11 protein-coding genes are annotated in these 14,611 nt (G+C 36.6%); 1 reads left to right on the top strand and 10 read right to left on the bottom strand.

Annotated features, from left to right (window positions below; all coding sequences use genetic code 11):
• Positions 1-8 precede the first annotated feature (8 nt).
• From VBZ51_RS18335 to VBZ51_RS18295, 9 genes are all read right to left on the bottom strand, one after another.
• Positions 9-3,200 (bottom strand): glycoside hydrolase family 2 TIM barrel-domain containing protein, encoded by a 3,192-nt coding sequence (locus tag VBZ51_RS18335; protein WP_416577886.1) that lies wholly within the window; start codon positions 3,198-3,200, stop codon positions 9-11.
• Between the two features lie 225 nt (positions 3,201-3,425).
• Positions 3,426-4,979, bottom strand: a complete 1,554-nt coding sequence (locus VBZ51_RS18330) for an arylsulfatase (protein WP_416577885.1) — start codon at positions 4,977-4,979, stop codon at positions 3,426-3,428.
• A gap of 35 nt (positions 4,980-5,014) precedes the next feature.
• A complete protein-coding gene (locus tag VBZ51_RS18325) occupies positions 5,015-6,148 on the bottom strand; it encodes an amidohydrolase (RefSeq protein WP_416577884.1) in 1,134 nt (377 codons plus the stop codon).
• 110 nt (positions 6,149-6,258) lie between these two features.
• On the bottom strand, positions 6,259-7,227 hold the full coding sequence (locus VBZ51_RS18320; protein WP_416577883.1) for an MBL fold metallo-hydrolase: 969 nt from the start codon (positions 7,225-7,227) through the stop codon (positions 6,259-6,261).
• Between the two features lie 415 nt (positions 7,228-7,642).
• Positions 7,643-8,251, bottom strand: a complete 609-nt coding sequence (locus VBZ51_RS18315; protein WP_416577882.1) for a hypothetical protein — start codon at positions 8,249-8,251, stop codon at positions 7,643-7,645.
• A 154-nt stretch (positions 8,252-8,405) separates the two neighbouring features.
• A complete protein-coding gene (locus VBZ51_RS18310) occupies positions 8,406-8,981 on the bottom strand; it encodes a GrpB family protein (RefSeq protein WP_416577881.1) in 576 nt (191 codons plus the stop codon).
• Between the two features lie 229 nt (positions 8,982-9,210).
• The gene (locus tag VBZ51_RS18305; protein ID WP_416577880.1) at positions 9,211-10,425 is read right to left on the bottom strand and encodes a hypothetical protein; all 1,215 of its coding nucleotides are present in this window, start codon (positions 10,423-10,425) and stop codon (positions 9,211-9,213) included.
• 114 nt (positions 10,426-10,539) lie between these two features.
• Entirely contained in the window at positions 10,540-11,367 is an 828-nt protein-coding gene (locus tag VBZ51_RS18300; RefSeq protein WP_416577879.1) for a LytTR family DNA-binding domain-containing protein, read from the bottom strand.
• Positions 11,368-11,585: 218 nt separating this feature from the next.
• Positions 11,586-12,104, bottom strand: coding sequence for a hypothetical protein (locus VBZ51_RS18295; protein ID WP_416577878.1), 519 nt, complete (start codon positions 12,102-12,104; stop codon positions 11,586-11,588).
• A 285-nt stretch (positions 12,105-12,389) separates the two neighbouring features.
• Between VBZ51_RS18295 and VBZ51_RS18290 the strand changes: the two genes are divergently transcribed.
• A complete protein-coding gene (locus tag VBZ51_RS18290; protein WP_416577877.1) occupies positions 12,390-13,856 on the top strand; it encodes an IS1182 family transposase in 1,467 nt (488 codons plus the stop codon).
• Between the two features lie 218 nt (positions 13,857-14,074).
• On the opposite strand, the gene VBZ51_RS18285 is transcribed toward VBZ51_RS18290, so the two are convergent.
• The gene (locus tag VBZ51_RS18285; RefSeq protein WP_416577876.1) at positions 14,075-14,584 is read right to left on the bottom strand and encodes a YybH family protein; all 510 of its coding nucleotides are present in this window, start codon (positions 14,582-14,584) and stop codon (positions 14,075-14,077) included.
• Positions 14,585-14,611 lie beyond the last annotated feature (27 nt).

The following is a 14,611-nucleotide window of genomic DNA, read 5'->3' as shown; positions in this document are numbered from 1 at the left end:
ATAAGATTTTAACGTATTGGACTTATTACATAATCAAAAGAAAGGTTTTCCGGTTTGATCTGATATGCTTCTAACGGCAGGTTTCCCCAGCTATTATCACCACCTACACCCATTTGACTATGATCAATATTTATATTGATCAAATCTCTTGTAGGGATATCAAACGTATGCTGCTGCCTTTTTTCCATTCCTTCATCAAAATCTGAATTCAATTGATGGTGCGCACTAAACGAGAATAGATCTGGTGCTGTAATTTCAATACCCTTACCGTCCTTGTTAACAAAGGACAAAGTTCTAATATCCGTTCTGTTTCCATTCTCTTGGGGACGTATATATTCATAATACAGATCAGACACCTTAGCATTATACACGCCCACCAGAGCAGATGTATTACGATCTTGGTAGTTTTCATGTTTTCCCCTACCATACCATGCTACCTGATTGTAATTGTTATCAATGATCAGGTTATTACCAAATCTTGGCAGTATGGGCAAATCACCCTTAATACCTGTCAATTGTGTGCTCACCAAAATTTCACCTTTCGCATTAATAGTGTAGGTTACCCTTACTTCTCCATTTACCGATGGTAGACCGTATGTTGCATTTAACTTAAAATCATTTCTAATCTTAAACGGATTAGCGGTTAATTTTACAGCATCAATAATTTTCTTGCCTTCATTGGAATTCACTTCTAAACGCAATAGATTTTGAGTATCGGTAGCATCTTTCCAAAGCTTTAAAAGTTTTGGCATATTGTAGCCATAATCGTTATCATTGGGTGCGCGCCAGAAATTAACGGCAGGTCCCTTTTGCAGCAAATTACCCTGTCCGTAATCTATGGATGACAATGTTCCGTCCTTACTATTAAAACCTATTTTGAATCCGTCACCTGTAACGGTTATGATATCTTCTTTCTTGGTCAGTTTTAATCCGTCAATATTCTCTTCAAAAACAGATGGTTTAAAATCTGTCAATTGAAACTGTTCGTAAGCCAATAAGTAGTGCTCAGGAATTAATGCACTTTCTTGCTTTGTGGTCATATACACATTCAAATGATACTCAGAAGTGGCATTTGCTAATTCTGGCAATTCTATTTGCACCTCTTTAGTTTGATAAGGAGCAATATCAACATCGGCAATTTTTCCTTTACCTACTTCTACCCCATTCTCCAACAATCTCCATGAAAAATTATATTCGGACAGGTTTGTAAAATCATACATATTCTTTAAACTGATTTTTCCCGCTTTTGGATTCTCCGATGTAAACTTTACATATTGATATACTTTTTTCACTTCATATAAAGCCGGATGTGCAGAACGGTCAGGATCAACCAAACCGTTCAAGCAGAAGTTGTTATCGTTCTGTAATTCCGCACCGCCCAAATCGCCCCCAAAAGCATAAAACGCTTCACCATTCTCATTGGTAGCCTTTAGACCTTGATCTACCCAATCCCAAATAAAGCCACCTTGTAAAACATCATATTTCTCAATAACATCCCAATAATCTTGTAAATTACCAACGCTGTTGCCCATGGCATGTGCATACTCGCACTGAATCAAAGGTCTTTTGGGGTCGTTCTCCGCATAGGCTATAGTCTCAGGTATTCTTGCATACATAGGTGCCTGTATATCGGTATTAGAGAAATTTGTAGCTCCTTCGTACTGTACAGGTCTTGTTGTATCATGTGCCTTTAACCAATCATACGTATCAAAAAGGTTTTGACCGTTACCGGCTTCGTTTCCTAAAGACCAGGTTACTATAGAAGTATAATTTTTATCGCGTTCAAACATTCTTATCGTTCTATCTAAATGCATTTCTCTCCACTCAGGTCTATATGCAGGGTGAATGGCAATTGCAGCCTCATCACCATCCAAACCTTGATTGGTTGCTCCCATACCATGAATTTCAATATTGGCTTCATCAACTACATAAAAACCATATTTATCTGCCATTCTATAGAAAAATTCGTTTTTAGGATAATGACTACAGCGAATAGCATTGATATTGTTTTGCTTCATCACCTCCATATCTTTCAACATAACCTCTTCACTGATCACATGCCCGGTTACTTCATCATGATCATGAAGGTTTACGCCTTTGATCAATACGGGCATACCGTTCACCAAAAATTGATTGTTCTTGATCTCAATTCTTCTAAATCCGATTTTTGAACTGATGGCTTCGGTAACATTGCCTTTTTTATCCTTTAATGTAAAAAGTAGTGCATAAAGATTAGGTTTTTCAGCATTCCATGTTTTTACATTAGGAATTTCTTGAGCGAATTTTACCGTAGTAATTCCTTCAACGACATCTAAACTTTGGTTTACTTTAAAGACTTCTTGTGCTCCATCCAATAATGTAATTTCTACTTGAGTACCTTTTTGTTTCTTACCGGTATTTGCCAATTCTAGGTCTAAACGGAATTTACCGTTCGTATAGGTCTCATCTAAATCTGCCACCACCGTGTAGTCTTTGATAGTAGCTTTATTGGTTGCATACAAATAGACATCCCTATCTATACCACTTAACCTCCAAAAATCCTGATCTTCTAAATAACTGGCATCAGACCAGCGTAACACCTGTACGGAAAGGTCATTTTTGCCTTCTTTTACATACTTGTTGATATGAAATTCTGCCGGAGTTTTACTGCCTTCACTATACCCTACCATTTGCCCGTTCAAGTATACGTACATGGCACCGCTTACGGCTCCAAAATGGAGGTACACTTCTTTATCTTCCCAGTTTTCAGGAATTTCAAAATGACGCTTATAACTACCAACGGAATTAATATCGTGAGGTATAAATGGCGGATTCTTTGGAAACGGATATACCACATTCGTATATATGGGCGTACCGTAACCTTCCAGTTCCCAATTAGACGGAACCTTTATCTTGTTCCACCTAGAGGTATCATAATCCGGTTTATAAAATGATATAGGTCTTTCCGTTACACTTGCCGCGTAATTAAAACTCCATTCTCCATTTAAAGACTGATAGTTTAAAGAATTCTCCCAACTTTCATTTGCCAAAGCTGATTTCACGTCCTCATAGCGATAAAGCGATGCCGTAGGCTCTTCTCTGTTGATCTGAAATATTTCAGGATTCTCCCATTCCGGATTTTCCCATGTTGGAGCTTGTGCATTTAAAAATGCTGTGAATAAAAAGATGCCGAGTACGCAAATTTTAATACCGTTTTTCATGTTCTAGTTGTTCAAGTGTGTTAGTTTCAATATTTGCAAAAATCAATTATATAATAGAGATTTCGCATTTATACCGATTTCAATTAATGAAATTCACATTTTAGTACACACATAATTATGTACTACATTAAATTCCATCCTTGCAAAATACAACTAAACTTATGGATTTAAAAATGCATATAAATTGATGTTTTATTTTATGGTAAGATTTCTGAAGACAGTTTTCTATTCGCTTAACAATCCGTTCTCTAAAAGAGGTATTTGAAAACGTTCGGTTTCGGGCTTTGTGTGTTCCCTTTTAAATATTTCAGCTGCCCTCTTTAAAATATTAGGATGCTCACTGGCAACATTATTGGTTTCGGTAGGGTCATCATTTAAATTATACAATTCTAATGTTGGGTCTTTATCATCCTTCAAATGCTGACGTACCACCTTCCATTCACCCATTCTTATGGCAATTTGCCCACCATATTCCGGAAACTCCCAATACATAAATTCATGCTCAGCTTGTCCCTTTTCTCCCATTAAGGTGGGCATAAAACTAATGCCATCCGTATCTATTGGAGTTTCATAATCAACAATATCTGCAAATGTTGCCAGCATATCATAATGGGCAGATGCATGATCGCTCGTAGTACCAGGCTTGATTTTTCCTGGCCAAGTAAAAAATGTTGGCACACGTATACCGCCTTCATAGACAAACCCTTTGCCTTTCCCATATTCCCCGTCAAAAGGTTTGGAGCTTTCAAAAAATGTTGGATCTGCACCACCAGCGTAGCTTGGACCGTTATCCGAAGTGAAAACGATCAAAGTGTTTTCATATATACCCTCGTCTTTTAATTGTTGTACCAATTTACCCACATTCTCGTCAAAATAAGACACCATAGCCGCATAGGCAGCATGTGGATTTTGATGTGAAAAGTACCCATTACCGTTACCGGATAAATAAGGCTCCTCTGCGCCGTACTTTTCTTTGTAATAATCTACCCAACGCTGTGGTGCTTGTAACGCCACATGGGGTATTGGCGTTGCCCAATACAGGAAAAAAGGATTCTCCTTATACTCATTTACAAAGGCTGTAAGCTCTTTAAACATTAAGTCCGGAGCGTAATCGGTAAGCGTATAGTCTTTATAGCTTTCTGGGTTCTTTGGGTCTAATCCTTTTGGAAAAGGCGCACTTGGCGCAATGGTATCGTTCGCCAAATGCACACGGTTTCTGTTTTTGTACAAATGCAGCGGATAATAGGTATGCGCCTGTCGCTGACAATTGAATCCGTAGAAAAAATCAAAACCCATTTCATTAGGGATGGAATGCGTATGTGGAGCTCCCAAACCCCACTTTCCAATTAACGCGGTTCTATACCCCTCATCTTGCAAATAATTGGCAATGGTTTTTGTACCCTTCGGTACCGGTCGTTGACCTTCTAAAGTTGAGTCCTTAGCCATTGCCCTATAATTCCAAACATCACCACGATCGTTCCACTCATCATTACCACGTATAAATGCCTTACCCGCATGTTTACCTGTAAGAAACATATACCTTGCCGGGGCACATACCGGGGCACTTGAATAATGCTGTGTAAAAATCATGCCTTGTTTTGCCAAGGCATCTATATTAGGAGTTTCAATTTTTTCTTGACCAAAGACGCCAATTTCAGCATAGCCCAGATCATCTGCCAAAATATAAATAATGTTAGGTTTTTGTTCTGTGGGCGCGGCTGTATTACTTTCTTCTTTACACGATATAAGAAGAATAGCAATTATAAATACATATTTCATGATGGATCGTTTGGTGTTGGTTGTTTTAAAGATACCTAATTATCCAAAACCTCTGCTATCATCCCTTTAAACATTTGTATGCCGGTTGCTATTAATTCATCTGGAAAATCATAATTGGCATGGTGCAATGCTGGATGCTCCTCACCTGCCCCTAAACCGAAAATAGCGCTTTTATATTGTTGGGAATACCATCCAAAATCTTCTCCGAATTTCAAGGGATTTACATGCTGGTTTACATAAAGGTTTTCTTGCTTCGCTACTTTTTTAATCAAAGAAACACATGTGTCATCATTATTGGATGACGGAAAATACTCAAACCAATCTATAGTATATTGAAGCGAGTACGATTGCGCAATGGCATTCACCGCCTTTTTAATTTTATCCTCTAACTGGGTCATGTTTTCACCACTCCATGTACGTATGGTGTAATGGATTTCAGCATCTTCTGCCGATATGCCATAGTTTTTCTCCCCTAAATTCATATAAATGGGCGTACACAAGGCAAAGTTTTCATTATGAGCATTTGGCTCTGAAAAGTGGGCAATGCTTTTAATTAACTCTGAAACTGCCAATGCGGGATTCACCCCATTTTCAGGCTCTGAAGCATGGGCTTTTTTTCCTTTAAGCCGAATACAAATACTTTGTACGGTAGCCGTAAAATAACCCGACCTTACCGTTATTGAATGTTTTTTACTACCTGGTAAATTATGTAGGGCAAATACATAGTCTATTGTTAAGTTTTTGAACCTACTATCTTCAATGACGTTTGCCGCGCCTTTACCGGTTTCCTCTGCAGGCTGAAACAACAACACTACTTTACCCCGTTTAAAGGTTGCCTCTTTCAACCATGGCGCCAAACCGGCAACAATGGTCATATGACCGTCATGGCCACATTTGTGCGAAACTCCACTATTTTTAGAACGGTAATTAAATGTATTTTCCTCAACTATAGGTAAAGCATCTAACTCGCACCTAATTACAACCGTAGGTCCACTTTCTGCAAATTGATAAACAACCCCAACCCCTGTACCTCCTACACCTTCAATGATTTGGGTAGGATTAAAATCTTTTACAAACTCAACAATACGATTTGCCGTTTCATGTTCCTTACCTGAAAGCTCAGGATTTTCATGTAGTTGTTTTCTAAGAAGAACCAAAGTATCAATCATAGTTTAAAATTACTTATAAACTAAAATTTACAGAAACTAACTTACTTTAAAAGGTGTATTAGTTATTAAAAATTTCTTCTAAATGAAAATATCAAAATCATCATTTACTACTACAACTTAAAAACATCATTAAGTCTTCCAATTTTAAAACCTTGTTCAAGCACAAATTTACTTTCTTCGCTTTCCGGATTTAATAACGGGTTGGTATGGTTAAAATGAATGAAAACAATCTTACTTTTTTCAGCGTCCGTCAACCCTTTAAACTTCTCTAAACTTTCAATGACAAAAGGGTGTGGAATTTCGCCAATATCTCTATTATTAATTTCTTTCCCACTGTAAAATGTGGCATCTAAAAATGCAAAATCTACTTTTTGTATTTCCTCAATAATATTCTTGTCCCAGGTATCCCATTTATCAATATCCGGAATAAACAGTGCACTTTTATTTGGACCCTTAATATGATAACCCACCGTTTCTGAATACTCATCTCTATGTGGTACCACTATGGGAGTTACACTAATTTTATCAGATAGTTGTATGGCTACCTGTTCAACCATTTTATACAGTTGCACATTTTTTCTTTTCACAAGCTGATCCCAAGGTCCATTGGTCAAAAGGAAATCTTCCATTTTAGGCATGACATAGACCGGAGTTTCACGAGCATCCATTGCTTCCTTACCTAAATACATTAAACCTGTGTAATGACCAATATGTGCGTGGGTCAAGAAAATTCCGTTTACTACCTCATTAGTGCCCTTTGCATTAAATTGAGTTAGCATTTTCATTTGTTGGGCAATGTCCGGGGTAGCTTCAAACATGTAAGACTTATGATTTTCAGCGTCTACCAAGCCTAATGACACCACCCTTCTCTGAGAATCTGGATGTTCAAACAAATCAGCACAGCATTCTTTTTTACAAGCAATTTGGGGCGACCCGGCATCTTGAACATTGCCAAGAACCACAATAGCGGTTTCTTCTATAGCATTGGCTTTCACCTGTTGCACAGTCTGTTTTGGTGTTGATTTATCTGCGCAGGAAATAAATAGTAATGCCGCTAAAATTAAAATATGCTTTTTCATTTTATTTTTCATTCTATACCAAAATAATACTTGGTTAAAATAGTAGACTATTTATTTTAAATGAATAATGGCTATCAATCTCCAATCCAAGTGTTTTCAAAAATACTGCAGAAGATTCCTAACAGGCTGATTTAAAATTATTTTTTACTAAGCTAAATTTTGATTGTTTCGTTCACTTCTAATTTTCAATTCAGTGATACCATAATCCCGCTTACCGAAAGGCAAGTTTAAAACAATTAAGGTTAAAATATACGTTTCTAAAACATAAAGATAAGATACTAACACTGAACATAAATGACCAATTAGTATTAGCTAAGTTGGTTACTTTACGCTCATATAGAAAAGTCAACAGCTTTTAAATAAAGTCTAAAAAACCATGTAAAATTTGAATTCCGACGTATAATACAAGGCTGTGTTATTCACGATTTAACCTATTTACTTTTGGTTGAATAATCCAAATGCCAATGATATAGAACCAAAGCAGAAAAAACTCTCCAGCGAAATCGCCAAAAGTTACAACTCTTTGAAGCTCTGCGGTTCTTATTGTTTTAGCCACGAAATATATGGTATGGAAAATACAGAACATTGAAAATAAATGAAGTGGCAGAATAATAACTAAGAACCAAGTACTATTTGAAAAACCATAAGTAAACATCCCAGAAAAAAGACCGCCTATAAGCATCATAAAAGCAATAGTATAGACCAATGGAATTATGAATAAGGCTTTAAACCTCTTAACCTTCATTTCAATATCGACAGGTATGTTTTTTTGAAGTCCAATTGCTATTGACCAAAACCAACCAAAAAACACTAGACTAAACAATATTAGTACATAAGGTAAAAAATCAAAATGAAAATAACGCTCATTAAGCACTTGGGTAACACCTTCTTCTCCAACTACTTCCATTGGTTGTGTACGACTTCCGAAAATTTCAAATATGAAGTACAATTGATATATTATGGGAAGACCTAACATTACAATGAAGAGTTGCCAATGTTTAAGCCTTAAGAAGAATTGTATCATTTATAAGTTTAGTTTATGGGCTTTACAATTATTTTTCTTTACTAAGCAAGTAGTTAAACTATGTTTACTTTAAGTTTGGAGTAGACTTCATTGTTACGGAATGGATTTTATTTAGTTCAACCTGCCTTCGTAGAGTTTATTGATCGTTGCACAATTAGTTGTTCCCTATCAACTCTAATGTTTCTTTAATAAAATCGGTTTTTCCCAATACATAGGAACCTCTATCATTTTTAAATTTAGCGGCTAGTTCTAGTTTCAAATCTTCATACTCTTTCGCTCGTTTCTTATTGGTATTTAGAAAATCCCGAAAATCTATTTGTTTCCACATCACATTCTCTTTCGGGCACATATGAATATGGAAAATTTGTTCCTTTTTGCCGTCCAGATTATATCCTTTTCCAAATGATGAATATTCCTCTATATCTTCTCTTGCTGGCACTTTAAAATGAGCGTAGCCCAACTGCGTAAATTCTTCAATTAAATTTTCATCAAACAAATATGCTTTAGGTATTTCAATCATTATATCAATATATGGTTTGGATTTTATCGAAGGAATTGATGAACTCCCAAAATGCTCCATACGTAAAATCTTTTCATTACCAACCTTATCTAAAATCCGTTTTTTCTCGTTTTCAAAAATGTTTTTCCATTCAGGATTATGGTCCACCAATGCTATCGGAAAAAGTGTATTCCAATCCTTTTTAGTTAAATCATTTAATGTCCTTTTCATTAATTCTTAAGTTCTTAGATTTTGTATTGCGGTTAATTCATGAATAATAGTAGGTATTTTTGTACTTATCTTACGTCTACCTACGAGGCTAATTTTTTTAGTTTCACTTTATCTTTTTTCCAAAGTTAAATTTGAGTATTTCACTCTAACATAATTTTCACACAGTATTTTTATAAATGTATATAAATCTTTATAATACTTAAGTTTTAAAATGAGCGTATACAAATAATTAGTTTTCATCTGGTTTGATCCAGTCTGCATTTCTGACGAATAATAAATATTGAGCATAATCAGTGGTGTAAGTACCCTCAATAATATCATATGTATTCCAGATGGGTATTAACTTTTTAACTTTGGTTCCCCTTGTGGAATTTAAGTAAGGGGAACCCTGAGCGTCTAATTTAAGTAAGCTGATGCTGTTTGGCTCCGTAACTTTTTTATAGTCCGCTATTCCTTTTATGTACATAAAAAGCCTATTATCCTGTGAGTATTCAAATCTTGTAAATGCTTTGCCTTTGTCTTGCATAAATTTAGGTAGACTTCTGCTATCTACCGTCAATTTAGAGTCAACGTACAAGGTATTTAAGCTAACCAATTTGTTGGCGTATGGCAGCGTGGAGTCCTTTTTTACCTTTCCAGCAAAAGTATAGTTATACCCTTGCAGGGTATGAGAAAAACCAAAATCACCATAAATATTGTTATATTCCCATTGATTTTGTTCATAAAATCTCTTAAAATTTTGATACATAAACGTATCACGACTTCTAATTTCTCTATAATTGGAAATATTGTACTCTATATTTTTTAATAAATTGAACGTAGACATATCTAAATGTGATTTCTCTTTGTCTAGAATCAAGCTGAGTTTATTTTTAGACCAAGAAATTAATGAATCATTCGTTTCGTGAATCTCACCATGATATTTCATCGGTAGCTTTTCTTTCAATAATTTACGAACCAGTTCAAAATCTGCTATTCTATCTATGCCAACAAGTTTAAATTTTTTGTTCTCAGGTAGTTGAGCGTAATATGTTCTCATTTTGTTCCATTTATTTCTGTATTGCTTTGAAATACTTCCTATATAAACTGGCCACTCTTTGAGAATTTTATGGAGTTCCATTTCATTTGCCCCTTTTAGATACTCTTGCAGATAATAACCTTGGGCAATATCCATTTCAGCCAAATAAATATCAATTTTTATTTTATCATGTATTTGTGTAAATAATGCAAAGTCTATTCTTGGAGAAGTTTCAACCTCGTGCACTTCACCAACCAGAAAGAGTCTGTTATTATAAAAACTTTCATCCAGAGAATTAAACTGTAAAGAATCTTTAATTTTAACCACTTCTGTCTGTTCTTGTAAATAGTTTACATATTTACTAGATGAACAACTTATACATAGTGAAATTAAAATTGCAAGGGTAAATAGATTACGGATTTTCATTTGATTGTTTTTAAGTTCTCCACAAAGAGAATCCATAAAAACAGAAACAAAAAAATAGTGTGACCAGCTTGAATGTTTTGGGTTATAATTGCAGTCTTAGGGATAGTTTTGACTTTATTTTGACGAATTTGAAAGCCTTTTACTTAAAGCCTTATAGTAAATTTGAGAAATTGGAATGGTTTCTTCCGTTGTTGAAATCCTTATATAACGTTTTCTAGCATTTCCTTCTACAGATTCCAGATAATCCAGATTTACTAAATAAGAACGGTGTACTTGCCAAGCCTTTGGCAATTGTTTCATAATGTTAGATAATGTATTTCTAAATGTTTCTTGCTGCATTCCATTATCCGTTTTATAAAATACGTCCACATAATTTTGTTGCGCCTTGGCATAAATAAAATCCGCTTCACAAATTGTTAAGGTTTCAGATTTATTATTGCCAACAATGGTTACGGTCTTTTTACTCCTACTATTTTCTATATCATAAAACGGAACTTCTATTGCCCCATAATTAGATCGCAAATAAAGCCATAATGGTACTACGATAGGTATAAATGGCAATCCGAACGATTTTATAAAACCCCACACGGCTTCTGAAGTAAATGATGATTGCAGGCTAATTAGAAAAAAATGATATAAAAAAGAGAGAAGAAAAATTAATAAGAGTGTTCCAGTGATATAAAAAAACTCATTTATAATAAACCAACGCTTTGTCTGTACGTTGTACACATAGTTTTCAAAAGGATGAATAAGTATTATTGGTATAATGATACAAAGCGAATATCCTGAAAGAATTAAATATTTAAATGAGAAATCATTGCTATTATCAAAAGGTTCTAAAGTTATCAATAACACTGGAACCAAAACCCCCAGTACTAATGCAATCAAAAAAGTATGTCTCCATTTTTTGGTATAGGCTATAGTTTTATTTAGTGAAATCATTTGTAATACCTAAGAATCTTATTAGTTACAGCTTAGCTCCTAAACTTTTCAGTTGGTACAAAGTTATAGATAAGTTTTATTTTCACATGTCCTGAGCTAAATTGAACATTTCTTTCACTCGCAATTTTCAATCTAGCGACTTTATAAATATACGCAGACCATACGGTTTTGCCCTAAAGCCCTATATTTTTTTATGCATTGTTGTGCTTTCGTTTCTTTTAAAAGCAAGATGTAGAAGAAAGAATATTAGTAGTATGGTCAACAGTAAAATTGAATTCTTTATTATCTTTCCCTCCTATGTATAAGACATAGTACCAATTTCCAGATTTAGTTAATTTATAATGTCCATTTATTTCCCCTTGGTAAATCTCATCGTAATAATCAATAATTGTCGGTTGGGTTCCACCTTCAATGTATTCATTTCTAACAAATTTCAATGGTATAGATTCTGATTGCCCATGGTATTTAATTTCCATAGCCTTATTTGAATTGTTAAAGCGAATCCAAATTTTTTGAGATTTATTATTATCGTTTGTGTAACAAATGTAATTTGAAATAGATGAGTTGGTGTCTTCAATTTCATTAATCACTTTTTTTTCAATTTTATTTGCATCATTTTTTGATTCACTATTGTGTTGTAGCGTATCAGGGTTTATTTCCTTTTGTTTCTTATTTGATTTTTGTCCACAAGAAACTATGGACAAAACTAAAAAAAACAGTATAAGACCTTTTTTCATATTGTTAATTTAATGACGCACAACGGCTAGGCTATGGCAAGAAGGGCAGGCAAGGAAATTTTTCGTTTCCGTCTGGTCTGCTAGCCAGAGCTTTTTGTTTTGTAATTATTTTATCTTTTTTAATTGCCAAATCCAAAAGATTTGGTGGACTTGGCAAACACCCCCAAGCCTCTAAATATTGTTCTTTATATCCTATTTGTTATAGGTATTGTGCCTGTTGCACAAGTTAACGAAAAAACCATATAGGGCCAACGTGATCTTAACGTTGTTGTGTTAACTTTAGGTATGCAGGGAAAAAAGGAGTATCAGGAAAAACTTTTCGTCCGTTTCCAGTTGAGCGAGCGAATACCGAAGAGCAATTTCTACAGGCGTTTAAAAGAGGTTCTGGACCTGGATTTTCTCTATAAGCTGACCAAAGGCTATTACGGTGAAAGCGGCCAGAAGAGCATAGACCCCGTGGTCTTCTTTAAGCTCTGCCTTGTGGGCTACCTGGAGAACATCATCAGCGACCGTAAGCTTATCGACCATTGTTCGATGCGTTTGGATATACTATTTTTCATAGGCTACGATATCGACGAGAAGCTGCCATGGCATTCTACCATAAGCCGTACGCGCCAGCTCTTCCCGGAAAGTGTATTCGAGGAGGTCTTCACCAAGGTTTTACGAATGTGCGTGGAAAAAGGGATGGTTTCCGGTCATACCCAGGCGATAGATTCCGCACCGGTAAAGGCCAATGCGAGTATGGATACATTGGAGCTGAAGGTTCCCGAGGAGGAGCTTGACGAACATCTTCGCAAGGTACGAGCGATCAGCGCCATGGACAAAGAAGTGCCCCACCGCAAGAGCAAGGGCGACAGGTCGGATAAGGGGCAGCGTAGCATCGGTGCCAACAATAAGGAACTTAATGCGATAAAGGGCAGGAACAAAAAATGGGCGAAGGACCAGGATCAAAGACCTGGCGCCGGCAACAAGGGGGCAAAGTATACGAGCAACAAGACCCATTACAGTCCTACCGATCCCGATGCCCGTATCAGCGTAAAGCCCGGCAAGGCGAGAAAGCTGAACTACCTGAGCCAGTTGAGCGTGGATACCGCCCATCATGTAATTACCGATATCAGGGCGTACCATGCCGATGGCAAGGACAACCAGCAGTTACAGGATATCGTACGGCGCCTACGGAGAAGATTATGGCAACAGGGCCTCGTCTTTGAGAACTGCGTGGCCGATACGGGCTATAGCAGTGGCGAGAACTATGCCTTTTTGGAAAGCAGGGGACTCAAGAGCTTCATACCCGCCCACGGGACGTTCAAGGGCGGTCCCGATGGTTTCGTTTATGAACAAGAAACGGACAGCTACCGCTGTCCCCAAGGGAAAACGATACCGTTCACCAAGGAGTTCAGGGATTATCGCACGGGAACAAGAAAGAAGGAATACCGTGCAAGAAAGCATATCTGCACCGGGTGCCCCTTACGCAGTAGCTGCCTGGGCAAGAGCGCACAGGAGAAGAAGTTCAGCGTTACCTATTACCGTGCGGAGTATTTTCGTAACATCGCCCGGGTGGAGAGCCCACTGGGGCGGTATATGAAGGGCAAGCGGCAGAGCACGGTAGAGCCCGTTTTTGGAACCTTGACCCAGTTCATGGGACTGAGGAAGATAAATACCATCGGGCTCGCACAGGCGAACAAGGTCATGCACCTATCGGCGATCGCCTACAATCTCAAGACCTGCCTGCCGGCAGGCAGGAATACCTGAAATTCGAGAACAAATACCCGAAAAGTGGGGCAGGAAAGCTTGCCCTGCCATTATTCGTAAAAATCATGGTCCAATACTTGAAAAGCCTTTCTCCGGCGCACCCAAAATTTAGGTTCAGCTTCTGACATGGCATAAAAAAAGCCCCTTAAAGAGGCTTATATCGATAGTGATTATTTCTAATTATAGGCTTGTGCAACGGTTACTATTGTTAGCAACTGTTATTTTACGTCTTCTACGTCATTAAAAATATCCCAAACAGATTCCCATTTCCCATTTGGTTGTTTTTTACTCAATATTATCCATTTGTATGTTCCGCTTGCTCCTTCTGAATCTCTCGTTTCAAATCCAGAACCTCTAATTACAGCCCAATCATCAAGCATAATTACTTCCTTTACTGTTTCAGTCATCTCAATGAGAGTTGAGTCATTCCGTTTGTTAAACATTTCTGCGTAACGGTCTTTAATTGCTTTTCTTCCCTGATAAGATGGTTGGTCTGGAACCATAAACACAGCATTTTCTGAATAAGTATTTGCACATCCTTCAGCATCTCCATTTATCCAGGCAGTTACGAACTCATTAGTAACTTCTTGAATCATTTCAAAATCAGAGCCACTTGTTACTATTTCTTTTTTCGGCTCATCATTAGATTTGTTGTAAAAATTTCCACATACAAATCCTATGATAAGTAAGACGGCAGATACAAGAATTTTAAAGATTAGTTTATTCATAATTGGTTGTTTTTTCTAATAGTTGCT

Source organism: Maribacter sp. HS (genome assembly GCF_048059195.1).
Taxonomy (GTDB): domain Bacteria; phylum Bacteroidota; class Bacteroidia; order Flavobacteriales; family Flavobacteriaceae; genus Maribacter; species Maribacter dokdonensis.
This window is presented reverse-complemented; position numbering and strand designations above follow the sequence as displayed.